27 protein-coding genes are annotated in these 21,770 nt (G+C 54.3%); 19 read left to right on the forward strand and 8 right to left on the reverse strand.

Going from position 1 to position 21,770, the window contains the following annotated elements; translation table 11 throughout:
• Nucleotides 1-7: 7 nt before the first annotated feature.
• Nucleotides 8-319 (reverse strand): flagellar hook-basal body complex protein FliE, encoded by a 312-nt coding sequence (gene fliE / locus NQH49_RS11810; RefSeq protein WP_008105389.1) that lies wholly within the window; start codon nucleotides 317-319, stop codon nucleotides 8-10.
• 258 nt (nucleotides 320-577) lie between these two features.
• On the opposite strand from fliE, the gene fliF reads away from it, so the two are divergent.
• The 15 genes from fliF to NQH49_RS11885 all read left to right on the forward strand — a co-directional run bounded on the left by fliF (nucleotide 578) and on the right by NQH49_RS11885 (nucleotide 14,430).
• Nucleotides 578-2,308: a flagellar basal-body MS-ring/collar protein FliF gene (gene fliF, locus NQH49_RS11815; RefSeq protein WP_256696748.1), complete on the forward strand. Its 1,731-nt coding sequence runs from the start codon at nucleotides 578-580 to the stop codon at nucleotides 2,306-2,308.
• Nucleotides 2,305-3,297, forward strand: a complete 993-nt coding sequence (gene fliG / locus NQH49_RS11820; RefSeq protein ID WP_101763955.1) for a flagellar motor switch protein FliG — start codon at nucleotides 2,305-2,307, stop codon at nucleotides 3,295-3,297. Before fliF ends, fliG begins: the two co-directional genes overlap by 4 nt.
• Entirely contained in the window at nucleotides 3,290-3,991 is a 702-nt protein-coding gene (gene fliH, locus NQH49_RS11825) for a flagellar assembly protein FliH (protein ID WP_137386041.1), read from the forward strand. The genes fliG and fliH overlap by 8 nt, the downstream gene beginning before the upstream one ends.
• Nucleotides 3,991-5,355, forward strand: coding sequence for a flagellar protein export ATPase FliI (fliI, locus tag NQH49_RS11830; RefSeq protein ID WP_008105395.1), 1,365 nt, complete (start codon nucleotides 3,991-3,993; stop codon nucleotides 5,353-5,355). The genes fliH and fliI overlap by 1 nt, the downstream gene beginning before the upstream one ends.
• 19 nt (nucleotides 5,356-5,374) lie before the next feature.
• Nucleotides 5,375-5,818 (forward strand): flagellar export protein FliJ, encoded by a 444-nt coding sequence (fliJ, locus tag NQH49_RS11835; RefSeq protein WP_008105396.1) that lies wholly within the window; start codon nucleotides 5,375-5,377, stop codon nucleotides 5,816-5,818.
• Nucleotides 5,815-7,077, forward strand: a complete 1,263-nt coding sequence (locus tag NQH49_RS11840) for a flagellar hook-length control protein FliK (protein ID WP_256696749.1) — start codon at nucleotides 5,815-5,817, stop codon at nucleotides 7,075-7,077. Before fliJ ends, NQH49_RS11840 begins: the two co-directional genes overlap by 4 nt.
• A 129-nt stretch (nucleotides 7,078-7,206) precedes the next feature.
• Nucleotides 7,207-7,692 carry a flagellar basal body-associated protein FliL gene (gene fliL / locus NQH49_RS11845; protein WP_176970358.1) on the forward strand — a complete coding sequence of 162 codons (486 nt, stop codon included), beginning with the start codon at nucleotides 7,207-7,209 and terminating at the stop codon, nucleotides 7,690-7,692.
• Between the two features lie 4 nt (nucleotides 7,693-7,696).
• The gene (fliM, locus tag NQH49_RS11850; protein ID WP_008105401.1) at nucleotides 7,697-8,704 is read left to right on the forward strand and encodes a flagellar motor switch protein FliM; all 1,008 of its coding nucleotides are present in this window, start codon (nucleotides 7,697-7,699) and stop codon (nucleotides 8,702-8,704) included.
• On the forward strand, nucleotides 8,697-9,107 hold the full coding sequence (gene fliN, locus NQH49_RS11855) for a flagellar motor switch protein FliN (RefSeq protein ID WP_008105402.1): 411 nt from the start codon (nucleotides 8,697-8,699) through the stop codon (nucleotides 9,105-9,107). The genes fliM and fliN overlap by 8 nt, the downstream gene beginning before the upstream one ends.
• A gap of 2 nt (nucleotides 9,108-9,109) precedes the next feature.
• A complete protein-coding gene (fliO, locus tag NQH49_RS11860) occupies nucleotides 9,110-9,505 on the forward strand; it encodes a flagellar biosynthetic protein FliO (protein WP_256696750.1) in 396 nt (131 codons plus the stop codon).
• Nucleotides 9,505-10,236 carry a flagellar type III secretion system pore protein FliP gene (fliP, locus tag NQH49_RS11865; protein ID WP_154190575.1) on the forward strand — a complete coding sequence of 244 codons (732 nt, stop codon included), beginning with the start codon at nucleotides 9,505-9,507 and terminating at the stop codon, nucleotides 10,234-10,236. Before fliO ends, fliP begins: the two co-directional genes overlap by 1 nt.
• 25 nt (nucleotides 10,237-10,261) lie before the next feature.
• A complete protein-coding gene (fliQ, locus tag NQH49_RS11870; RefSeq protein ID WP_008105408.1) occupies nucleotides 10,262-10,531 on the forward strand; it encodes a flagellar biosynthesis protein FliQ in 270 nt (89 codons plus the stop codon).
• Nucleotides 10,531-11,319, forward strand: coding sequence for a flagellar biosynthetic protein FliR (fliR, locus tag NQH49_RS11875; RefSeq protein WP_256696751.1), 789 nt, complete (start codon nucleotides 10,531-10,533; stop codon nucleotides 11,317-11,319). The genes fliQ and fliR overlap by 1 nt, the downstream gene beginning before the upstream one ends.
• A 629-nt stretch (nucleotides 11,320-11,948) precedes the next feature.
• Nucleotides 11,949-12,584 carry a transcriptional regulator RcsA gene (gene rcsA / locus NQH49_RS11880; RefSeq protein ID WP_008105413.1) on the forward strand — a complete coding sequence of 212 codons (636 nt, stop codon included), beginning with the start codon at nucleotides 11,949-11,951 and terminating at the stop codon, nucleotides 12,582-12,584.
• A gap of 142 nt (nucleotides 12,585-12,726) precedes the next feature.
• Nucleotides 12,727-14,430, forward strand: a complete 1,704-nt coding sequence (locus NQH49_RS11885) for a methyl-accepting chemotaxis protein (RefSeq protein ID WP_256696752.1) — start codon at nucleotides 12,727-12,729, stop codon at nucleotides 14,428-14,430.
• Between the two features lie 124 nt (nucleotides 14,431-14,554).
• Here NQH49_RS11885 and dsrB read toward each other — a convergent pair whose 3' ends face one another.
• Both dsrB and NQH49_RS11895 read right to left on the reverse strand, forming a co-directional pair.
• Nucleotides 14,555-14,749, reverse strand: a complete 195-nt coding sequence (gene dsrB, locus NQH49_RS11890) for a protein DsrB (RefSeq protein WP_008105417.1) — start codon at nucleotides 14,747-14,749, stop codon at nucleotides 14,555-14,557.
• Nucleotides 14,750-14,817: 68 nt separating this feature from the next.
• Nucleotides 14,818-14,976 carry a YqaE/Pmp3 family membrane protein gene (locus NQH49_RS11895; RefSeq protein ID WP_007891469.1) on the reverse strand — a complete coding sequence of 53 codons (159 nt, stop codon included), beginning with the start codon at nucleotides 14,974-14,976 and terminating at the stop codon, nucleotides 14,818-14,820.
• A 314-nt stretch (nucleotides 14,977-15,290) separates the two neighbouring features.
• Here NQH49_RS11895 and NQH49_RS11900 point away from each other — a divergent pair, with 314 nt between their 5' ends.
• The 3 genes from NQH49_RS11900 (at nucleotide 15,291) to NQH49_RS11910 (ending at nucleotide 17,920) form a co-directional block, all read left to right on the forward strand.
• Entirely contained in the window at nucleotides 15,291-15,524 is a 234-nt protein-coding gene (locus NQH49_RS11900) for a DUF2525 domain-containing protein (RefSeq protein WP_256696753.1), read from the forward strand.
• 358 nt (nucleotides 15,525-15,882) lie between these two features.
• Complete coding sequence (locus NQH49_RS11905) at nucleotides 15,883-16,674, forward strand: mannosyl-3-phosphoglycerate phosphatase-related protein (protein ID WP_256698427.1); 792 nt, start codon at nucleotides 15,883-15,885, stop codon at nucleotides 16,672-16,674.
• A 25-nt stretch (nucleotides 16,675-16,699) separates the two neighbouring features.
• The gene (locus NQH49_RS11910; protein ID WP_008105424.1) at nucleotides 16,700-17,920 is read left to right on the forward strand and encodes a glycosyltransferase family protein; all 1,221 of its coding nucleotides are present in this window, start codon (nucleotides 16,700-16,702) and stop codon (nucleotides 17,918-17,920) included.
• A 49-nt stretch (nucleotides 17,921-17,969) separates the two neighbouring features.
• On the opposite strand, the gene NQH49_RS11915 is transcribed toward NQH49_RS11910, so the two are convergent.
• The 5 genes from NQH49_RS11915 to NQH49_RS11935 form a co-directional block, all read right to left on the reverse strand.
• Entirely contained in the window at nucleotides 17,970-18,149 is a 180-nt protein-coding gene (locus NQH49_RS11915; RefSeq protein ID WP_256696754.1) for a YodC family protein, read from the reverse strand.
• A 182-nt stretch (nucleotides 18,150-18,331) separates the two neighbouring features.
• A complete protein-coding gene (locus tag NQH49_RS11920) occupies nucleotides 18,332-18,466 on the reverse strand; it encodes a hypothetical protein (protein ID WP_255253243.1) in 135 nt (44 codons plus the stop codon).
• Nucleotides 18,467-18,510: 44 nt separating this feature from the next.
• Entirely contained in the window at nucleotides 18,511-19,413 is a 903-nt protein-coding gene (locus tag NQH49_RS11925) for a DUF808 domain-containing protein (RefSeq protein WP_256696755.1), read from the reverse strand.
• A gap of 14 nt (nucleotides 19,414-19,427) precedes the next feature.
• On the reverse strand, nucleotides 19,428-19,700 hold the full coding sequence (locus NQH49_RS11930) for a hypothetical protein (RefSeq protein ID WP_008105433.1): 273 nt from the start codon (nucleotides 19,698-19,700) through the stop codon (nucleotides 19,428-19,430).
• 69 nt (nucleotides 19,701-19,769) lie between these two features.
• Nucleotides 19,770-20,246: a very short patch repair endonuclease gene (locus NQH49_RS11935; protein ID WP_256696756.1), complete on the reverse strand. Its 477-nt coding sequence runs from the start codon at nucleotides 20,244-20,246 to the stop codon at nucleotides 19,770-19,772.
• Between the two features lie 128 nt (nucleotides 20,247-20,374).
• Here NQH49_RS11935 and dcm point away from each other — a divergent pair, with 128 nt between their 5' ends.
• Complete coding sequence (dcm, locus tag NQH49_RS11940) at nucleotides 20,375-21,766, forward strand: DNA (cytosine-5-)-methyltransferase (RefSeq protein WP_256696757.1); 1,392 nt, start codon at nucleotides 20,375-20,377, stop codon at nucleotides 21,764-21,766.
• Nucleotides 21,767-21,770: the final 4 nt, after the last annotated feature.

The following is a 21,770-nucleotide window of genomic DNA, read 5'->3' on the forward strand; positions in this document are numbered from 1 at the left end:
GAAAAAACTACACCTGCATACTCATAATATCGGTGTAAGCCGACACCAGTTTGTTACGCACCTGCACACCCATCTGCATGGAAATTGAGGATTTTTGCAGATCGACCATCACATCGTTTAACTGGATGCCCGGTTTACCCATTTCAAAATCCTGCGCCTGAGCGCGCGCCGTTGTCTGAGTTTCGCTGATCTTGTCGAGTGCTGCTTTCATGGTGGCACTAAAATCGACCTGATTGGTGGATTCCGCCTGCTTACCACTGGCCTGCAGAGACGTCATCTGCAGCTGCTGCAGCACACCCTCAATCGCCTGAATTGACATTGCCTGACCCCTAATGAAGACGTGATTAAATTTTCACGATGAGAAAGTTAACACACTGTCAATAGGACAAAGGCGCTAAATGACCGCAAAAAACCCGGCTTATCCACCCATCGATGAGACCCGAATCATCAAATAATGCCTGCCAATAAGTGGAATTTAATTTTTCTCCTCTCCCGGTTTTAGGGGAGAAGTCTTCAGGGAGTACGTTTTGTCACCACACCACCTCACCCGATCAATAATGTCAGGCAGGAATCGGTCATGAATGCGAGTGCAGCCGCTACACAGGATACAGCTAAGAAAGGCTTCAATGACCTTCTCGCCCGCCTGCGCGCCAATCCGCGTATTCCCTTAATTATCGCCGCTGCTGCGGTTATCGCAGTGGTGTTTGCGTTGGTGCTGTGGGCAAAGGCGCCAGATTATCGCGTGCTTTATAACAATCTCTCCGATGAGGATGGTGGCGCGATTGTCACGCAGCTGACGCAAATGAACATCCCTTACCAGTTCGCCGATAACGGTGGAGCACTGATGGTGCCCGCCGATAAAGTGCATGAGCTGCGTCTGCGTCTGGCGCAACAAGGTCTGCCGAAAGGCGGCAACGTTGGCTTCGAACTGATGGACAAAGAGAAGTTCGGTATCAGCCAGTTCAGCGAGCAGATTAACTATCAGCGTGCGCTGGAAGGTGAACTGTCGCGCACCATCGAAACGCTCGGTCCGGTGAAGAGCGTACGCGTGCATCTGGCAATGCCGAAACCGACCTTATTCGTGCGTGAGCAGAAAGCCCCTTCCGCTTCGGTCACGCTGAATCTGCAACCTGGCCGCGCGTTAGATGAAGGTCAGATTCAGGCCATTCAGCATATGGTCTCCAGCAGTGTGGCCGGTCTACCGCCGGGCAACGTTACCGTTGTCGATCAGGCTGGTCGTCTGTTGACCCGCTCCGATAGCGAAGGTCGCGACCTGAATGATGCGCAACTGAAATATGCCTCTGAAGTGGAAGCGCGCTTCCAGCAGCGCATCGAAGCAATCCTCAACCCGATTGTTGGCCAGGGTAATGTGCACGCGCAGGTGACGGCGCAGATCAACTTTGACCGCAGCGAGCAGACCGACGAGAAATATCAGCCGAACGCCAATCCAAACAATACCGCCGTGCGTTCACGCCAGACCAGCAATTCAGAACAGAATGGCAGCGCCTATCCGGGTGGCGTACCGGGTGCATTGTCGAATCAGCCTGCGCCAGCCAACACCGCGCCAGTGGCCAATCCACCGGCCAATAACAACAATAATGCCAACGGTCAGAACGCGAACGCGCAAAACGCCAATGCGCAGAATAACGGCAGCACCACCAGCACCGCACAGCCTTCTGGCCCGAGCAGCTCAACACGCAACGACACGGTGAACTACGAGCTGGATCGCACCATTCGTCATACCAAGCTGAACGTCGGCGATGTGCAGCGCCTGTCGGTTGCGGTGGTGGTGAACTACCGTGACGACGGCAAAGGCAAAGCGGTGGCGCTGAACGAACAGCAGATCAAACAGATTGAAGACTTAACCCGCGAAGCGATGGGCTATTCGCAAACCCGTGGCGACAGCGTCAACGTGGTGAACTCACAGTTCAACATGACCGAGCCAGCCGGTGGCGACCTGCCATTCTGGCAGCAGCAATCGTTCTTCGATCAGCTGATGACTGCCGGTCGCTGGCTGCTGGTGGCGTTGGTTGGCTTCATCCTCTATCGCAAGCTGGTTCGTCCACAGCTGATGCGTAAGAAAGAGCAGGAGAAGGCTGCGGCTGAAGCGCTGGCGGCACGCTCTGCGGCCATGGAAGAAGAAGAAGCCTTTAACGTTCAGCTCAGCAAAGACGAGCTGGATCAGGAGCGTAAATCTACTAACCGCATGAGCGCCGAGGTGATGAGCCAGCGTATCCGCGACATGTCTGAAAACGATCCGCGCGTCGTCGCGCTGGTTATCCGCGAATGGATGAGTAAAGAACTATGAGTCTGACCGGTACAGAAAAAAGCGCCATCCTGATGATGACCATTGGCGAAGAGCGCGCGGCGGAGGTGTTCAAACATCTCAATCAGCGTGAAGTTCAGCACCTGAGTGGCGCCATGGCCAACATGCGCCAGGTATCTCATAAGCAGCTGACTGAAGTGTTGCGTGAGTTTGAAGCCGATGCAGAACAGTTTGCGGCGCTGAGCCTCAACTCCAACGATTACCTGCGTTCGGTGTTGATCAAAGCGCTGGGCGAGGAGCGAGCCTCAAGTCTGCTGGAAGATATTCTCGAGAAAAACGAGACCACCAGCGGTATGGAAACGCTCAACTTCATGGAGCCACAGGCGGCCGCCGACCTTATTCGCGACGAGCATCCGCAGATTATCGCCACCATCCTTGTCCACCTCAAACGTGGCCAGGCGGCGGATATTCTGGCGCTGTTCGACGAGCGTCTGCGTCACGATGTGATGCTGCGTATCGCCACCTTCGGCGGTGTCCAGCCGGCGGCGCTGGCGGAACTGACCGAAGTACTGAATGGCCTGCTCGACGGCACCAACCTCAAGCGCGCGAAGATGGGCGGCGTGAGAACGGCAGCAGAAATTATCAACCTGATGAAAACCCAGCAGGAAGAAGCGGTTATCGAAGCAGTACGCGACTTCGATGGCGAGCTGGCACAGAAGATCATCGACGAGATGTTCCTGTTCGAAAACCTGGTGGAAGTGGACGACCGCAGCATCCAGCGCCTGTTGCAGGAAGTGGAATCCGAGCAGTTGCTGGTGGCATTGAAAGGTGCCGAGCAGCCGCTGCGCGAGAAGTTCCTCAAAAACATGTCCGCCCGTGCAGCCGATATCCTGCGCGACGATCTGGCCAACCGGGGTCCGGTCCGTATGTCGGCGGTGGAGAACGAACAGAAGGCGATTCTTCTGGTGGTGCGCCGCTTAGCAGAATCCGGCGAGATGGTCATTGGTGGTGGCGAGGAAACCTATGTCTGATGCCTTTTCCGCCCGCGCGTGGCAGCGCTGGCAGCCTGATGATTTAGGCAGCCCGTTCGGCGCCGAACCGGAGCCTCAGCTTGAGGAGCCCGAGATCGATGTTGAACTGAGCGCCGAAGCGGAACAGCAGCAGCAGCTGGAACGCATGCAGCAGCAGATGCGTAAAGATGCGCAGACGCAAGGCTACAGCGAAGGCTATCAGAAAGGTTTCGCCGAAGCGCAACAGAACGGTTATGACGCCGGTTTCCAGCAAGGCTTAGCCGATGCGCAGCAGCAGCAAGCGCCGCTGCAGGCACGCATGCAGCAGCTGGTGACCGAGTTCCATCACACGCTGGAAGCGCTCGACAGCGTGATCGCTTCTCGTTTGATGCAGCTGGCACTGGAAGCTGCACGTACGGTGATTGGCCAGGCCACGCAGGTGGACGGCACCGCCCTGCTGCGTCAAATCCAGCAGTTGATTCAGCAGGAACCGATGTTCAGCGGCAAACCGCAGCTGCGCGTCCATCCTGACGATTTACAGCGCATCGAGCAGACGCTCGGTCCCACGCTGGATCTCCACGGCTGGCGCTTGCTGGCCGACAGCACGCTGCATCCTGGCGGCTGTAAGCTTAGCGCCGAAGATGGCGACCTTGATGCGAGCGTGGCAACACGCTGGCAGGAATTGTGCCGCCTGGCCGCTCCGGGGACACTGTAATGACCTCCTCACGCCTTTCACGCTGGCTCGGCGCGCTTGACGCCTTCGAAGAGCGTATTTCACAGGTGCAAACCGTGCGTCGCTACGGCCGCCTGACGCGCGCCACCGGTTTGGTGCTGGAGGCCACCGGCCTGCAACTGCCGCTCGGCGCAACCTGCATTATTGAACGTACCGATGGCAGCAAGATCACTGAAGTGGAGAGTGAAGTGGTCGGCTTCAACGGCCAGAAACTGTTAATGATGCCGCTGGAAGAAGTGGACGGCATTTTGCCGGGCGCACGCGTTTATGCGCGCGTCAGTGGCGACAGCGGGCACAGTGGCAAGCAGATGCTGCTGGGCCCGGAACTATTGGGTCGCGTCCTCGACGGCAGCGGCAAACCGCTGGATGGTTTGCCGGCGCCGGAAACCGGCTATCGCGCCCCGCTGATCACCGCACCGTTTAACCCGCTGCAACGTACGCCGATTGAAGATGTGCTGGATACCGGCGTGCGCGCCATCAACGCCCTGCTCACCGTGGGTCGCGGTCAACGTATGGGCCTGTTCGCGGGTTCCGGCGTCGGTAAAAGCGTGCTGCTCGGCATGATGGCGCGTTACACCAAAGCCGATGTGATCGTGGTGGGTTTAATTGGTGAACGTGGTCGTGAAGTTAAAGAGTTCATTGAAAACATTCTCGGTGCCGAAGGCCGCGCGCGTTCGGTAGTGATCGCCGCACCCGCAGACGTCTCGCCGCTATTACGAATGCAGGGTGCTGCGTATGCCACGCGTATCGCCGAAGATTTCCGCGATCGCGGCCAGCACGTGCTGCTGATTATGGATTCCCTCACCCGCTACGCCATGGCGCAACGTGAAATCGCGCTGGCCATCGGTGAGCCGCCAGCGACCAAAGGTTATCCGCCTTCGGTGTTCGCCAAACTGCCCGCGCTGGTGGAACGCGCCGGTAATGGTACGCACGGCGGCGGTTCGATCACCGCGTTTTATACCGTGTTGACGGAAGGCGACGATCAGCAAGACCCGATTGCCGACTCGGCGCGTGCGATTCTGGACGGCCACATTGTGCTGTCGCGTCGTCTGGCAGAAGCCGGTCACTATCCGGCGATTGATATTGAAGCGTCGATCAGCCGCGCCATGACCTCATTAATTGATGAGACGCACTATGCGCGCGTGCGCCAGTTCAAACAGTTGCTCTCCAGCTTCCAGCGTAACCGCGATCTGGTGAGTGTGGGTGCGTATGCCGCAGGCAGCGATCCGATGCTGGACCGCGCCATCAAGCTCTATCCCGAGATGGAAGCTTTCCTGCATCAGGGCATTTTCGAACGCAGCGACTACGACGATGCCTGTTTGCATCTGCAGGCGATGTTCGGTTAACGCCAAACGAGGTTAAGTCATGAAAACGGCCAGTGCGATCAACAAGCTGCGCGATATGGCGGAGCAGGAATTGGAGAGTGCGGTGATTCACCTCGGCGATATGCGTCGTGGTGTGCAGCAGGCCGACGAACAACTCAGCATGCTGCTGGATTATCAGGATGAGTACCGCAACAAGCTCAATCAGGATATGTCCGGCGGCATCGCCAGCACGCGCTGGACCAATTATCACCAGTTTATTCAGACGCTGGAAAAAGCCATCGAACAGCATCGCCAACAGCTTTCCCAGTGGAATCAGCGCCTTGATACCGCGCTGAGCAACTGGCGTGAAAAGCATAAGCGACTCAATGCTTATCAAACGCTGATTACGCGCGCTGAGGAAAACGCATTACGACAAGAAAACCGTCTCGATCAGAAACGGATGGATGAATTTGCCCAACGGGCCGCATTGAGGAAAGGCGAATGATTACGCTGCCAACAGTTGCTACGCAAACCTCGGTTTTGGGAGACGCTGACAGTTCAGTTTCCTCCGATCTTTTGCAGGGCACAGATAACCTGCCACAGGGATTTATTACTGAACTCGGCAACCGCTTGCTGACGCTGGTAAAGCAACAAGCTGTTAACACGCAATCGACTGATCTGACAGCAGAAGTTGATGAAAAAGACGTCAGTAAAGCCTCGTTAAGCGCGTTATTACAGGCTCTAGAGAAACCAGATGCGTTAAACGCACTTTTACAGCCGGAAAACACTAAAGCCACGCTGAAATCAGCCGATGATAAAGACAAGAGTGAGGCAAGTTCGTTAACTGCCAGCGACTTACAGAATGTGCAGGCGTTATTCGCCATGTTGCCGGTAGCGGTTGAGAACCGCACCAGCACAGCCATGGTAAGCAGCACGGGCGAAGGCAAAACTGACACTCGCGCTTCGCTTAATGCAGCATTGTTAAGCGGTTCGCTGGCCGGTGCAGTAAAAGAAGAGCAAGCGCAGCCGGATGGTGCACAGAATAAATCCAGCGATGCTGGAACGCGCTTAACGCAAACGGCTGCCAACACGCAGATCAGCAGCAGCGTCACCACCACCGCCAGTACCAGCAGCGGCTTGACGCTGGATGAGAGTTTTAAGCAGGTGCTGAATGCGCTGAGTAAGCCGGAAGAGCGCACCGCCGCGCAAAGCAGGGATGACCAGGTAGCGCCATTAACCAGCGCCCCCCTGAGCGCCACCAGTTCGCTGGTGAGCAGCACCGCCTCGACCAGCACCACGCCGTCGACGCCCATGCTGAATGCGCAGCTCGGCAGCAGCGAGTGGCAGCAGGCGCTGAGTCAGCAGATTGTGATGTTTAGCCGCAACGGGCAGCAGAACGCCGAATTGCGTTTACATCCACAGGATTTGGGCGCTATCCAGATCAGCCTGACCCTCGATAAGGATCAGGCACAGTTAAGTATGGTTTCCAGCCACAGCCAAGTGAGGGCCGCGCTGGAAGCGGCTCTCCCTCAGCTGCGTACAGCGCTGGCGGAGAGCGGAATAAACCTGGGACAGAGTAACGTCAGCAGCGACGCCTTCGCACAGGGCCAGAGTTATCAGGGCCAGCAGGAAGGACGTCGTGACGGACAGCACGGCAGCTTTACCCTCTCCCAGGACAGTGACAACGAGATAACGCCTATTGCCGTCCCGGCAGCCCTTCAAGCGCGCGCGGCCGGTAACGGCGCTGTCGATATCTTTGCCTGACAGCCGCTAAACGCTGAAGGTAAGCGTAAAACCCGCGTCTTTTCTTCCCATTGTTTGACTTAAGACGCGGGATAATCTGTCCAGGTAAGCCGAGAGGCTTGCCCATAATTCACAGGAAGTAACTGCAAGATGTCTGATAACGCGAAAGCTAAAGGCCGCAAACGTTCACTACTACTACCGGTGTTACTGATTGTAACGCTGGCCGCTTGCAGCGTGGCAGGCTATGCAGTCTGGCGAATGATGAATAAACACGAAGGCAGCCAACCGGACGCGGCGAAAGTCGAGCCACCGGCTGCTCCCGTATTTTTTGCAATGGATACGTTTACAGTAAACCTGGTCAATCCTGACAACGATCCCGACCGTGTGCTGTACGTGGGTTTCACCCTGCGTCTGCCCGATGAGGATACCCGTCGTCGGTTGAACGATTACCTGCCGGAAGTGCGCAGCCGTCTGCTGTTACTGCTTTCACGTCAAAGCGCGACGGCACTGGCAACAGAGCAAGGCAAACAGGCCCTGGTTGAGCAGATCAAACAGGCACTGGCGCCGCCGCTGGTAAAAGGTCAACCGGCTCAGGTTGTCAATGACGTGCTGTTTACCGCCTTCATTTTGAGGTGATTTAATGGGCGATAGCATTCTCTCCCAGGCTGAGATTGACGCGCTGCTTAATGGCGACAGTGACAGCGCGGAAGTAGAGAACAGTTCCAAAGGGACCGATGGCGACATCCGTCCCTATGATCCCAATACTCAGCGCCGCGTCGTACGTGAGCGTCTGCAGGCGCTGGAGATCATCAACGAGCGCTTTGCCCGTCATTTCCGTATGGCGCTGTTTAACCTGCTGCGCCGTAGCCCCGATATTAGTGTGGGTGCGATCAAGATTCAGCCGTACCACGAGTTCGCCCGCAACCTGCCGGTGCCAACCAACCTGAACCTGATCCACCTGAAGCCGCTGCGCGGCACGGCGCTGGTGGTGTTTTCACCGAGCCTGGTATTTATTGCTGTCGATAACCTTTTTGGCGGCGACGGTCGTTTTCCGACCAAAGTTGAAGGTCGTGAATTTACCCATACCGAACAGCGCGTGATTCGCCGCATGCTGAAGCTGGCGCTGGATGGTTATAGCGACGCATGGAAAGCGATTTATCCGCTGGAAGTCGAGTATGTGCGTTCTGAGATGCAGGTGAAATTCACCAACATCACCACTTCACCGAACGACATCGTGGTTAACACGCCGTTCCAGGTGGAGATTGGTAACCTGGTCGGTGAATTCAATATCTGTATTCCGTTTTCAATGATTGAGCCGCTGCGCGAGCTGCTGGTCAATCCGCCACTGGAAAACTCACGTCGTGAAGATAATCACTGGCGCGACAATCTGGTGAAACAGGTGCAGCACTCGGAGCTGGAGCTGATTGCCCACTTCGCCGAAACATCGCTGCGCCTGTCACGTATTTTGCAGCTAAAACCTGGTGACGTCCTGCCCATTGAGAAGCCGGACCGCATCATTGCTCACGTCGATGGCGTGCCGGTGCTGACTAGCCAATACGGCACCATCAATGGCCAGTATGCCCTGCGTGTAGAACATTTGATTAACCCGATTTTGAATTCGCTGAACGAGGAACAGCCCGATGAGTGACAGCAAGAAACCGTCCGACGACGACATCTCCGCGGACGATCTGTGGGCTGCAGCTATGAACGAACAAACCACCACCAGCGCGCCAGATCCGACTGAAAATGTCTTCAAATCGCTGGAGAATCCTGGCATCAGCGGTTCGCTGCAGGATATCGATCTGATCATGGATATTCCGGTCAAACTGACCGTGGAACTGGGTCGCACCAAAATGACCATCAAAGAGCTGCTGCGCTTGACGCAGGGTTCAGTGGTGGCGCTGGATGGCCTGGCCGGTGAACCGCTGGATATTCTGATTAATGGCTATCTGATCGCACAGGGTGAAGTGGTGGTGGTGAACGACAAATATGGCGTGCGCATCACCGACATCATTACCCCGTCTGAACGTATGCGTCGTCTGAGCCGTTAAGCATGTTAAAGCACACGCAAGCGGAACAACCGGTAGCGAGCCAGCCGGTGGTCTCTACCGGTTCGGTGATTGGCCAGGTCAGCAGCGTGCTGGCGGTGATTGTTCTGCTGATTCTCGGCTGCGGCTGGCTGGCGAAACGTCTCGGCTTTGCGCCGAAAACGGTGACCGGCCAGGCGCTGAAAGTCAGCGCCACCGTGCAGGTGGGTCAGCGCGAGCGTGTGGTGATTGTCGATACCGCCGATGCGCGTCTGGTGTTGGGCGTCACCGCCCAACAGATTACGCATTTGCACTCGTTACCGCCGCTGCCGCCGGAAGAACTGGCGAATAGCAGCGCTACCCCGCAGGATTTTCGCCAGCTGTTCCAGAATCTGGTTAAACGTCCCGGAAAACCCCAATGATGCGTCGATTCCTTGCTCTTCTACCGCTGCTGTTGCTGGCACCGGTTGCCCATGCGCAGCTGCCAGGTTTAATCAGCCAGCCGCTGGCCAATGGCGGCCAGAGCTGGTCGCTGCCGGTGCAGACGCTGGTTTTCATCACCTCGCTGACCTTTATTCCGGCCGTACTGCTGATGATGACCAGCTTTACACGCATCATCATTGTGTTTGGCTTACTGCGTAACGCCCTCGGCACGCCATCTGCGCCGCCTAACCAGGTGCTGCTCGGCCTGGCGCTGTTTCTGACCTTCTTTATTATGGCGCCGACCTTCGACAAAATTTATTCCGACGCCTATCTGCCGTTCAGCCAGGACAAAATCAGCATGGCGGACGCGATTGATAAAGGTGCACAGCCGCTGCGTGAATTTATGCTGCGCCAAACGCGCGAAGCCGATTTAGCGCTGTTTGCGCGTCTGGCCAACACCGCGCCGATTCAGGGTCCGGAAGCGGTACCGATGCGCATTCTGCTGCCGGCGTATGTCACCAGCGAACTGAAAACCGCCTTCCAGATTGGTTTCACCGTGTTTATCCCCTTCCTGATCATCGACCTGGTGGTCGCCAGCGTGCTGATGGCGCTGGGGATGATGATGGTGCCGCCGGCGACTATTTCCCTGCCGTTCAAGCTGATGCTGTTCGTGCTGGTGGATGGCTGGCAGCTGCTGGTGGGTTCACTGGCGCAAAGTTTCTACTCGTAACCCGACATTTCCCGAGGAGTGCAACATGACACCTGAATCAGTAATGGTTATGGGCCAGGAAGCAATGCGCGTCGCGCTGCTGATGGCCGCGCCGATGTTGCTGGTGGCGTTGATCAGCGGTTTGATCATCAGCGTGCTGCAAGCCGCGACCCAGATTAACGAACAAACGCTCTCCTTTATCCCGAAGATTCTAGCCGTTGCCGCTACCGCAGTGATCGCCGGTCCGTGGATGCTGAATCTGATGCTGGATTACATTCGCACGCTGTTTAGCAATCTGCCGTACATCATTGGCTAATGATTAACCTCGACAGCAGCCAGCTGATCCATTGGGTCGCACAATTCTTCTGGCCGATGGTGCGTTTGCTGGCGCTGTTTGCCAGCGCGCCAGTGCTAAGCGAAAAATCGATTCCCAAGCGCGTTAAGATTGGCCTCGCGGTATTAACCACCTGGATCATCCTGCCGGTGCTGCCGCCGGTGGAAGCTACACTTTTTACCCCCGCCGGATTTTGGTTACTGCTGCAACAGTTGCTGATTGGCGTGAGCATCGGCCTGACCATGCAGTTCGCCTTTGCCGCAGTGCGCATGGCGGGTGAAGTGATTGGTTTGCAGATGGGTTTGTCCTTCGCCACTTTCTTCGATCCGGGCAGCCGCCTGAACATGCCGGTGCTGGCGCGTTTTCTCGATATGCTGGCGATGCTGTTGTTTCTCACCTTCAACGGACACCTGTGGCTGATCTCGCTATTGGTGGACAGTTTTCACACCTTGCCGATCAGCGATCAGCCGCTTAACGCCAATGCCTTTATGGCGTTGGTGAAATCCGCCGGATTAATTTTCCTTAATGGCATGATGTTAGCGCTGCCCTTAATAGTTCTACTCCTCACGCTAAACATGGCACTAGGTTTGTTAAACCGTGTTTCACCTCAGCTCTCCATTTTCGCGGTTGGCTTCCCGATTACCTTAACGGTGGGCATCCTCAGCGTGGGGTTGATGATGCCGCTGCTTGCTCCCTTCTGCGAACATCTGTTCAGCGAAGTCTTTGATTTACTCGCCCAGTTTGTGTCAGAACTTTCCCGCGGCAGTTGATTAACTATTCTGTAGGTGTTCTTAAGTAATACTTAAGCAACCAAAAACTGTCTGTGCATTTTCTGAACCATATTTCTCAGAAATCAACTGAGGAAATTCTGATAAATGCGCATTTTTGGTGAAAATTATTCTTATTAAACCGCGCTTCGCGTATTTTAGTCAGACGATTCCTAAGGGGCTAAACCTTGTGAATTGGTTGATGAAATGCTCAAAGGGCTGTTTTTAAACAAAAAAAATTTCAAAGCGATTTTTCTTGTCTAAATCCCTTTTTTCCGGCATTGTCAACGCTCGCTGAAGCGTCATACTTTCGCTAAACAAATGTTTTTAAGATTTGTCCTATCAGATTTGTCTGTGATCTGCGCGATAGTGACAGGGCTCTCAAAACAGAGCGAATTAAACACTTAATGCAAATCCTCAGCTATTCCCACTATGGCTGAGATGAGAGTGACGTGGATGTACTATAAAAATAACTTCGCAGCACGGTTCAGGGAAGAGTCATGATGGCGCATGGATAACTATCGCCAATCTGCCGAGCAGAATAAAAAAGTGTCTTTGGAAATTTCTCTCGTACCGCAAACGCGTATTCATCGTTGATTTAAACGGATAACAAATTGGTGAGGGTCGCTATAATGCCAACGATTATTATGGATTCATGTAATTACACACGCCTGGGTTTGTCTGACTATATGTCTGCGAAAGGAGTTAAAAAGAAAAATATTACTCCTGTCTCTGACATCGACCAATTACAACAAAGATGTGAGCAAATAAAGCCGGGCGTCGTGTTTATCAACGAAGAGTGTTTTATTCACGAATCTGATTCAAGCGATCGTATTCGTGCTATTATCATGCAGCATCCTGATACCTTATTCTTTATTTTCATGGCGATCTCGAATATCCATTTTGAGGAATATCTCTACGTTCGTAAGAACCTGATTATTACGTCAAAATCGATAAAAACTTCGACACTGGATTCTTTGTTAGGCACCTACCTGCAAAAGAAACTCAACGCGTCGCCACGTATTTCTGCTGGGCTCGACGTTCATCCACTGACATTAAGTCAGACTGAATCAAATATGCTGAAAATGTGGATGTCAGGTCATGACACCATTCAGATATCTGAGAACATGCAAATTAAAGCTAAAACCGTTTCGTCACATAAAGGTAATATTAAACGTAAAATTAAAACCCATAATAAGCAGGTTATTTATCATGTCGTACGTCTGACTGATAATGTCACCTCAGGGATTTATGTTAACGTGCGATAATTTCCTTCAGTGAATAAAGGGGCCAATCCAGCGATTGGCCCCTTTCTCGTTTTGCGAGTTTGATCTCACTTTCCTGCCTAATCCTTTCCCCTCGCCTGCCGATGCTTATTCTCATAACACCTACCTACATGAGAGCAAGGATATGAAAACAGCATCGATTGATGAGCAATATAAGCTCAGCATCTGGCAGAACCTACGCCTGATGCCTTTGTTCAGTATGATCTTTGGTGGCATTCTGCTGCTTTTTGCCCTGTGCATTGGACTCGCCAGCTACTTTTTGATTCAGAGTAATAACTCCCTCAATGATGCTACGGAAGAAATTCAAATCCGCATGGGCATCTCCAACAGTTCTAACCATCTGCGCACTGCGCGACTGAATGTGCTGCAATCCGGTGCCGCCGCGCGTATTGGCGAGATGGAGGGTTATCGTGCCGATTTAGCGCGCACCGAGACGCGAATTAAACAAGCGCGCGAAGGCTTTAAACTCTATATGGACCGCAAAGCGAAAACGCCGGCGGATATTGCCCTCGACGAACCGCTGACCGCCAGCTTCAATGCCTATATTGATAAAGGCCTTAAGCCGATGATTGAATCGGCTAAGCAAGGCAGTTTTGAAGGTATCGTGGCGCAGGAAACGGATGTCACACGTAAGCTGGATGACGCCTATAACGCCGTGCTGTTAAAGGCGATTAAAATCCGTACCGACCGCGCCGAAGCGATTAATGCCGCAGCGGCACATCAATCACGCGTCGGCTTTATTGCGATGGCTATCGCATTTGTCGCCGCATTAGTGTTAGTGCTGTTGACCTTCGTGTTCCTGCGTCGCGTGGTGATTAACCCGCTGCGCCAATCCGTTGACCGCATCGAACGTATTGCGCAAGGCGATTTGACCGCGCCGGAGCAAGCCTATGGCCGCAGCGAGATTGGAAGCTTGCTGCATAACCTGCAACTGATGCAGGCATCGCTGGTGCGTACCGTAGGCACGGTGCGTGAAGGTGCGGTGGCGATTTATCAGGGTTCCAGTGAGATCTCAGCCGGTAACACCGACCTCTCATCACGTACCGAAGAGCAAGCCTCAGCGCTGGAGCAAACCGCCGCCAGCATGGAGCAGCTTACTGCAACGGTGAAACAGAACGCCGAGAACGCGCATCACGCCAGTCAGCTGGCTGCTGATGCCTCTGGCAAAGCTCGCAGCGGCGGCGATCTGGTGAGCGGCGTGGTGCAAACCATGACCAACATTTCTGGCAGCTCGAAGAAGATTGCCGAGATCACCAACGTCATCAACAGCATCGCTTTCCAGACCAATATTCTGGCACTGAATGCCGCCGTTGAAGCGGCGCGTGCCGGTGAGCAAGGCCGTGGTTTTGCCGTGGTAGCCAGCGAAGTGCGTAATCTGGCACAGCGCAGTGCGCAGGCGGCAAAAGAAATTGAAACGCTGATCGCGGAATCAGTGGGTTTGATTACCAACGGTTCACGCCAGGTCGGTGAAGCCGGTAGTACCATGGGCGAGATTGTTGAAGCGGTGCGGCGCGTCACGGACATTATGGCGGAGATTGCTGCCGCGTCGGATGAGCAGAGCCGTGGCATACAGCAGGTGAGCCTGGCGGTGACCGAGATGGATAACGTGACGCAGCAGAACGCCTCGCTGGTTGAGGAAGCCTCTTCGGCAGCGGCTTCGCTGGAAGATCAGGCTGGCCGATTGACGCAGGCGGTAGCGGTGTTCCGTTTGAATGATGCGCCAGTTGCGCAGGTGGCTAAAGCGGCGCAGCCCGCGTTGCGTACGCCGAATCTGGCGCCGCGTCCGGCATTGGCGACGTCGGGAAATGATAACTGGGAGACGTTTTGATTTGAGGTAGTGCGCGTTGTCCCTCACCCCGGCCCTCTCCCACACGTGGGAGAGGGAGTGGATGGTGCGCCGATCTGTCCCCTCTCCCGCTGGCGGGAGAGGGATAGGGTGAGGGAAAAATCAATCAAGCCCCTTCATACGGCTCAACAAACACGCCTTCGGCATGATCGCTTTCATTAAAGAACCAAATCCCCAGCGGGTAATCTTCCAACGCCACCAGATACATGGTGCCCTCATTGAATGCTTCCACTGCCAGCACCGTACCCACACGACGCGGGCCGCCGTCGGTTTTAACCGTAACGCGATCGTTCACCTTCATTGATTACTCTCCACAAATTGTCCTGCGACACAGTTTAACGGAAGATAATCAACACTGCCTGATCGCGATCAGCGTCGGGCGATAACCCACACCGCATGAACGATACCTGGAATGTAGCCGCACAGCGTCAGCAGGATATTAAGCCAGAACGCCCCGCCGAACCCGACCTGCAAGAATACGCCCAGCGGCGGTACCAAAATGGCGATGACAATACGTAAAAAGTCCATATTCACTCCCTGATATCACTTAACAATCAATCGCTAAGCATAGACGCTGTTACGCACTGTGCACTTAAAGGCAGGTAAAACTCTGTCAAGACGCACTTTTTCGCTTTCTTAACGTTTCATAGAGAGACTTTTGACGCGGGCTGCTCGTACACTTCTCCTCACTGCACCAACCCCAAAGGCGCAGTCAACCTAAAAGTAACAAGGATTTTTGCCCGCGCAGCGCGGGCTTTTTTTTGCCTGCAATTTGCCCGCGACGCCCTCTTTTCAGCACCGTCTATACTGTTAACTCATCCAATCGCCTCTGGGAGGGCGCTATGACGACGGCAAAAGAGTACAGCGAGAATGTGCAGCGCGAAGTCAATATTGATGTCGAAGCGCTGCTGGAGGCGATTCAGAAGAAATCGTCGGGCGAGATACAAGAGTTTATGGCAGCCGAAAATGCCCATCGCGTTAACGTGAACGGCGAGGCGTATGGCTCTTACACTGAGTTAGCGGAAGCTTTCGAACTCGACATTCGCGACTTCGCCATCAGTGAAGTGAACCGCTGAAATCGATTTCAAAAAAATACCCGGCGGGATGGCCGGGTAAAATAAATCAGTCAATTCGTTACACCAGGGAATTCTTAACACCCAGTCAGATTACGCTTTAGTTCGATTAAGACAAGTCTCATCCCTGCATGTAAATCGAACAATTTTGTATAACCATTCATGCGAATCGCACTGCGTCCCGCGTCACGACTGGTTTCAGCTGTGCACAAAATGTGCATCGCGCGTCCCATCGCGTCTGCTGTTTAAGAATTATCCTGGATGTCGCTGGCCGGGTCGCCGGAAAAAGTGTGATCGTGATTCCGCTATTATACTGATTACTCTTCGCTTTACGGATGCCACTGGCGTAAGGAGTGTGATGATGCTGAGTCTTACCTCTTCCCTGATGATCGTTACCGATCTTGATGGCTCATTACTGGATCATCATGACTACAACTGGGATGCGGCCAGTGAATGGCTGGCGCGTCTGAAACAACATCAGATTCCGCTGGTGATTTGTTCCAGCAAAACGGCGGCAGAGATTATTCCACTGCAAAAGAAGCTGGGCGTTGCTGGCGCACCTTTTATTGCTGAAAACGGAGCACGCGTGGTGCTGGGCGGTGAACAGACTCCGCCAACCGAAACCAGCGCCAACTATCACGCGCTGTGCCAGACGCTGCACACATTGCAGGCGCGGTTCCGTTTTAATGGCTTTCATGAATTTAGCGATGCCGAAGTGGCACGCTTTACCGGTTTAACCCTCACCGAAGCCAGCCAAAGCCGCCTGCGCGAAGCGTCGGAAGTGGTGCTGTGGCGCGATGATGAATACCGTTTGCAGGAGTTCCGTGAGGCGCTTGCCGAGCACCATCTGGCGTTAACCCAGGGCGGACGATTCTGGCATGTGATGCCCGCCGGTACCGGCAAAGGCATCGCGCTGGCGGAAATCCAGCAGCATCTTGCCGCGCAAGAAGGAGAATCGCGCATCGTCATCGGCCTGGGCGATGGCCCCAACGATGTGCCGATGCTGGAGCGCGTTGATTATGCCGTGGTGATCAAAGGCTTCAGCAAAACGCCGGTAGAACTGCAACGCACCGATACCGAGAACGTTTACCACACCGCGCACGTCGGTCCGCAGGGCTGGCGTGAAGGTCTGGACTATTTTCTTGCCGAGTAACGGCCTTTAACCAGAGGATGAGACGATGAGTGATTTTTACCAGAATGGTGTTATTACTAATTTCCATAATCTCACCCACCGCAGCGTCGAATCGCTGGAAAAGGAGATGGTGCGTTTCTCACGCAAACGCAAAATGGGGCTGATTTTGCCGTCGTTGTTTTCGGAACTGGAAGGCCCGGCACTGGATAATATTGTTAATGAACTGGCGAAAGTGCCCTATCTGGATGAGATTGTGATTGGCCTCGACCGCGCCGATCGCGACCAATTTCTCTTTGCGCGCGAGTTCTTCTCCCGCCTGCCGCAGCGCCATCGCATTTTGTGGAACGACGGCCCGCGCCTGAAAGCGCTGGACGCCGAACTGGATAAAGAGGGTTTGTCACCGAGCCAACCCGGTAAAGGCCGCAATGTGTGGTTCTGTACCGGCTACACATTGGCTTCGGATCGTACCCAATGCGTGGCGCTACACGACTGCGATATCGTCACCTACGAACGCGGCATGCTGGCACGTTTGCTCTATCCGCTGGCCAATCCGTCGTTTCAGTATGAGTTCTGCAAAGGCTTTTATGCGCGCGTAGCCGATGGCAAGCTGAATGGCCGCGTTGGTCGTTTGCTGGTGGGTCCGCTGCTGCGCTCCTTGCAGAAAGTCTACGGTCACTCGGAATACCTCGATTACCTCACCAGTTTTCGCTATCCGCTCTCTGGCGAGTTTGCCATGCGCACGCACGTGCTCAACGGCATCAAGATTCCGGGCGATTGGGGATTAGAGATTGGCGTGCTGTCGGAGATTTACCGCAACTACACCACGCGCCAGACCTGTCAGGTAGAGATTGCCGATAATTACGACCACAAACATCAGCCGCTGGCCGAAGATGATGGCACCGGCGGATTGAAACGCATGAGTAATGACATCGTGCAGTCGCTGCTGCGTAAGCTGGCAACCATGGGCGTGCCGCTCACCAGCGATTCGTTCCGCGTGTTGAAAGCCACTTACTACCGCAATGCGCTGGATATGATGGAGATCTACAACCACGAAGCCACCATGAACGGCCTCAAGTTTGACCAGCATATTGAAGAAGCGGCGGTAGAGATGTTCACCCAAGCGATCCTCGATGCCGGACAAGCCTTTATTGAGCGTCCGAACGAGAAACCGTTTATTCCCAGCTGGAGCCGTGTGCAATCCGCTTTCCCGGATATTCTGCAGCGTATTTATCAGGCGGTGGAAGAGGATAACGACGGCAAGGTGTGATGCAGGGTTGAACCACATTCGGGACGACTGGCATCGTCCCGAATGTGTTTTAACTGGCCAGCTGTTGCGCGCTCGATAAGTGACAGAGTTCGTCACTGTGGAACGCCTCACGTCGCACGCTGAAACCATCATACCAACGACACTCTACCATTCCGCTGGCATAGCCGGTGACCACCATGGTGGGTCCGCCCTGTTTGTGCTGAACTTCGTCACTGATTGCAAAGATCATACCGCACCTCCCTCTTTCATCGTTAAATGACCGAATTTAGGTATAGCAGCTGTGACCGATTTTTTCCTATACGATAAATCTATTACTTCTACTAAATCAGAATAAGCAGTTAAAAACTCTGCAAATAAAAAAAGCCGACAAGATTTATTGTCGGCTTTGATAGCACTTCCCGAACAGGAAAATTAGATTTTGCAGCCTTCGCAGTCCGCTTCGTCGCTGATATCAGCCGGGACTTCGTTGGCTTTCTCTGCCGCTTTGGCTTCAGCCTGTTCCAGCTGTGCATCGATATCAAATTCAAACATATCGTCGTTCATCATCGTTCTCCTGACCGTGATTAGAAATTTACAGCGCTTTATAACTGCTAGCCGCGCAGCTTAGCAATCAGATTTACGCCCAACAGCACGATCGACCCAATGATAAAGCCGATCACCAGATTGGCGCCGTTGGTCAGCAGTGCCGAGACCACACCGTTGAATCCGGCGCTGTATTCGCTGATGGCGTGATGTAACGGCGTAATGCCGTGCACCACAATGCCGCCACCGACCAAGAACATCGCGAGGGTACCGACCAGCGTTAAGGCTTTCATTAACCATGGCGCAAAGGCAAGCAATACGCCGCCAATCGCCTGCGCGACGGTGGAGGATTTCTCTTTGAGCCAGAATCCCAAATCATCGATTTTGACAATCATCGCCACGATGCCGTACACGCCGATGGTCACCAGAATAGCGACGCCCGCCAGAATCAACACCTGATTCAGCAGCGGCGCCTCTGAAACGATGCCCAGCGTGATGGCGACAATTTCTGCCGAGAGGATAAAGTCGGTGCGCACCGCGCCTTTAACTTTGTCCTTTTCAAACGCACGCGGATCCTGCTGCGCCAGTTTGTCGAGACGCTGTTGACGCGCTTCTGGACTCTGCTCAGCCTTATCATGATTCAGGCTGTGCAGCACTTTCTCCACGCCCTCGTAGCAGAGATACGCGCCGCCAATCATCAGCAGCGGCGTAATCAACCAGGGCGCAAACGCCGAGATCAATAATGCCAGCGGCACCAGAATGAATTTATTGAGAAAGGAGCCTTTTGCCACGCTCCATACAACCGGCAATTCACGGTTGGCTTTGACACCGCTAACCTGCTGCGCATTCAGCGACAAATCGTCACCCAATACGCCTGCGGTCTTCTTTGCCGCAACTTTGCCCATGACCGAGATATCGTCGAGCAGTGTTGCAATATCATCCAGAAGTGTAAGTAAACTGGTTCCTGCCAAAGTGGTATTCCTTATTATTCCGGTTCGTGATCCTGACAACAGGGGCAACGCTCAATCGCCGTCACTGACATATCGGCGATGCCCGCACAGTCCCATTCAACGCGTAATGGTCCCGTCAGATCCCCGGCGTGCAAATACTTGCTCACCGGACTTTCCGTCATGCCGCTGATCTCTTCGGTAGCAACCAGTCGATCGCCAAGATAAATGCGCGCCGTGGCTTGGGTTGTCACCATCCGCTCATCGCGGAGTTGATACAGGCGCTTAACGGTAAGTTTGATGCTGCTCATGGCTCATTCCGCGTCCCAGAGAAAAGGGAGATCTAAACTGTTATGGCGGCTAAAAGCAACAATCTCGCACTATTCAACGCGATAGTAATGCAAGCCCTGATGGTCGATTTCGCTACTGTCGGTTGCCGCCAGCAGCCACTCTTCTAAACGTTCTATCAGCGCGCTGTCCTCCAGCTGCAGTTTGCCGCGTAGCGCGCACTCCCAAACAATCAATACTTTCCAACCTCCTTCGCGCAGTTGTGCGACGTAACGCCGGTCGCGCTCAACGTTACTGTTTATTTTGCCGCTCCAAAATTCGGTACGCGTGGCGGGCATCTTGAATAAGTAGCAGTGATGACGATGCCAGAAGCAACCGTGAACAAAGATTATCGCTTTCTCGGCGGGCAGGACAAAATCCGGGCGGCCCGGTAGCGCTTTATCCTGCACGCGATAGCTAAAACCACGATCTTTGAGAATCAACGCGATACGCTGTTCAATCGCGGTATCCTGATTGCGAATGGCGCGCATGTTTTTGCTCCGAATGGCTTGCGAGTGAACGTCTGCCATAGCGTCTCCTTATTTTAGCGCTTCTTCAACTTTAGCGGCTTAGGGCAAAAGTGAAAGCACACCGCACGCCAATTTCCTCGTTGCGTGATGAGTGTTAGCATAGCCGCTTCACTGTTAAGGAAAAACGCATGCTCGCTATCGACCCCGTCTCGCCCTCCCCGTTAACTGCCAATCAGGATGACGCGACGTCGCTGTTACTGCAGGTGCTCGATATCTATGCCGCACGCGATGTGGTTATTACCTTAACCGACGCCGGTGGCCGCGACTGGAGCGTGCCGCGTTTGAATCGCATTCGCGCCGGTAAAAGTGCCGTGCCGGCGCTCTCCAGCCGCGAAGTCGCCAGCCTGCAGGCCTTGCTGCCGCAGCGTCCGGCACATTACGACGACGCCAAATTCCAGTTTGTTGATCTGTTTGCCGGTATCGGCGGCATTCGCCGTGGCTTTGAGCAAATTGGCGGCCAGTGCGTGTTCACCAGTGAATGGAATAAAGACGCGGTGCGCACTTACAAAGCCAACCTGTATAGCGATCCGCAGCTGCACCACTTCAACAGTGATATTCGTCTGGTGACGCAGCCGGCAGGCATCAGCGATGAGCAGGCAATTTATCAGTATATCGATCGCACCATTCCCGATCATCAGGTGCTGCTGGCCGGTTTTCCTTGCCAGCCCTTCTCGCTGGCGGGCGTGAGCAAGAAGAATGCGCTGGGTCGCGCGCACGGTTTTGAGTGTGAAGCGCAAGGCACGCTGTTCTTCGATGTGGCGCGCATTCTCGCCGCGAAAAAGCCGCCGTTTTTCGTGCTGGAGAACGTGAAAAACCTCAAAAGTCACGATAAAGGCCGCACCTTCGCCATCATTATGGCCACGCTGGATGAACTCGGTTATGACGTGGCGGATGCCAACGACAGCTGTTTGCCGGATGCTAAGGTTATCGATGCGCGCCATTTTCTGCCGCAGCATCGCGAGCGTATTGTGCTGGTGGGCATTCGTCGCGACACCGGGCTCAGTAATGGCTTTTCGTTGCGTGCCCTGCCCGCGCTCTATCCGCAAAAGGTGCCGTCGCTTTACAGCCTGCTGGAAACCCAGCCGGAAGCGAAATACACGCTGTCACCGACGCTGTGGAATTATCTCTATCAATACGCGAAAAAGCACAAAGCCAAAGGTAACGGCTTCGGCTTTGGCCTTAACGATCCGCGTAATCTAAACATCTGTGTGCGCACCTTATCGGCGCGCTATTACAAAGATGGTTCGGAAATCCTCATCGATCGCGGCTGGGATCACGCGCAAGGCGAAAGCGATTTCCAGCAGGCAGAGAACATGGCGCGTCGCCCGCGTCGTTTAACCCCGCGTGAATGCGCTCGCCTGATGGGTTTTGAAGCGCCGGGAGAAGCTAAACTGCGTATTCCGGTGTCCGATACGCAAGCCTACAAGCAGTTCGGCAACTCGGTGGTGGTGCCGGTATTTGCTGCGGTGGCACAACTGTTATTACCGCTGATTGAACAGCACGCCGCGCAAAAGGCGTAGCTAT

The sequence above is a fragment of the Pantoea trifolii genome, assembly GCF_024506435.1.
Classification (GTDB): Bacteria; Pseudomonadota; Gammaproteobacteria; order Enterobacterales; family Enterobacteriaceae; genus Pantoea; species Pantoea trifolii.

What these genes read in the sequence shown, in the direction of transcription:
- dsrB (WP_008105417.1), bottom strand. Translation starts at nt 14,749, where the DNA reads ATGAAGGTGAACGATCGCGTTACGGTTAAAACCGACGGCGGCCCGCGT.
- fliJ (WP_008105396.1), top strand. Translation starts at nt 5,375, where the DNA reads ATGAAAACGGCCAGTGCGATCAACAAGCTGCGCGATATGGCGGAGCAG.
- fliM (WP_008105401.1), top strand. Translation starts at nt 7,697, where the DNA reads ATGGGCGATAGCATTCTCTCCCAGGCTGAGATTGACGCGCTGCTTAAT.
- NQH49_RS11915 (WP_256696754.1), bottom strand. Translation starts at nt 18,149, where the DNA reads ATGATCTTTGCAATCAGTGACGAAGTTCAGCACAAACAGGGCGGACCC.
- fliP (WP_154190575.1), top strand. Translation starts at nt 9,505, where the DNA reads ATGCGTCGATTCCTTGCTCTTCTACCGCTGCTGTTGCTGGCACCGGTT.
- NQH49_RS11840 (WP_256696749.1), top strand. Translation starts at nt 5,815, where the DNA reads ATGATTACGCTGCCAACAGTTGCTACGCAAACCTCGGTTTTGGGAGAC.
- NQH49_RS11885 (WP_256696752.1), top strand. Translation starts at nt 12,727, where the DNA reads ATGAAAACAGCATCGATTGATGAGCAATATAAGCTCAGCATCTGGCAG.
- fliF (WP_256696748.1), top strand. Translation starts at nt 578, where the DNA reads ATGAATGCGAGTGCAGCCGCTACACAGGATACAGCTAAGAAAGGCTTC.
- NQH49_RS11895 (WP_007891469.1), bottom strand. Translation starts at nt 14,976, where the DNA reads ATGGACTTTTTACGTATTGTCATCGCCATTTTGGTACCGCCGCTGGGC.
- NQH49_RS11935 (WP_256696756.1), bottom strand. Translation starts at nt 20,246, where the DNA reads ATGGCAGACGTTCACTCGCAAGCCATTCGGAGCAAAAACATGCGCGCC.
- rcsA (WP_008105413.1), top strand. Translation starts at nt 11,949, where the DNA reads ATGCCAACGATTATTATGGATTCATGTAATTACACACGCCTGGGTTTG.
- fliE (WP_008105389.1), bottom strand. Translation starts at nt 319, where the DNA reads ATGTCAATTCAGGCGATTGAGGGTGTGCTGCAGCAGCTGCAGATGACG.
- fliI (WP_008105395.1), top strand. Translation starts at nt 3,991, where the DNA reads ATGACCTCCTCACGCCTTTCACGCTGGCTCGGCGCGCTTGACGCCTTC.
- fliR (WP_256696751.1), top strand. Translation starts at nt 10,531, where the DNA reads ATGATTAACCTCGACAGCAGCCAGCTGATCCATTGGGTCGCACAATTC.
- NQH49_RS11920 (WP_255253243.1), bottom strand. Translation starts at nt 18,466, where the DNA reads ATGATGAACGACGATATGTTTGAATTTGATATCGATGCACAGCTGGAA.
- fliG (WP_101763955.1), top strand. Translation starts at nt 2,305, where the DNA reads ATGAGTCTGACCGGTACAGAAAAAAGCGCCATCCTGATGATGACCATT.
- fliL (WP_176970358.1), top strand. Translation starts at nt 7,207, where the DNA reads ATGTCTGATAACGCGAAAGCTAAAGGCCGCAAACGTTCACTACTACTA.
- NQH49_RS11905 (WP_256698427.1), top strand. Translation starts at nt 15,883, where the DNA reads ATGCTGAGTCTTACCTCTTCCCTGATGATCGTTACCGATCTTGATGGC.
- NQH49_RS11900 (WP_256696753.1), top strand. Translation starts at nt 15,291, where the DNA reads ATGACGACGGCAAAAGAGTACAGCGAGAATGTGCAGCGCGAAGTCAAT.
- NQH49_RS11910 (WP_008105424.1), top strand. Translation starts at nt 16,700, where the DNA reads ATGAGTGATTTTTACCAGAATGGTGTTATTACTAATTTCCATAATCTC.
- fliN (WP_008105402.1), top strand. Translation starts at nt 8,697, where the DNA reads ATGAGTGACAGCAAGAAACCGTCCGACGACGACATCTCCGCGGACGAT.
- fliH (WP_137386041.1), top strand. Translation starts at nt 3,290, where the DNA reads ATGTCTGATGCCTTTTCCGCCCGCGCGTGGCAGCGCTGGCAGCCTGAT.
- dcm (WP_256696757.1), top strand. Translation starts at nt 20,375, where the DNA reads ATGCTCGCTATCGACCCCGTCTCGCCCTCCCCGTTAACTGCCAATCAG.
- NQH49_RS11930 (WP_008105433.1), bottom strand. Translation starts at nt 19,700, where the DNA reads ATGAGCAGCATCAAACTTACCGTTAAGCGCCTGTATCAACTCCGCGAT.
- fliQ (WP_008105408.1), top strand. Translation starts at nt 10,262, where the DNA reads ATGACACCTGAATCAGTAATGGTTATGGGCCAGGAAGCAATGCGCGTC.
- fliO (WP_256696750.1), top strand. Translation starts at nt 9,110, where the DNA reads ATGTTAAAGCACACGCAAGCGGAACAACCGGTAGCGAGCCAGCCGGTG.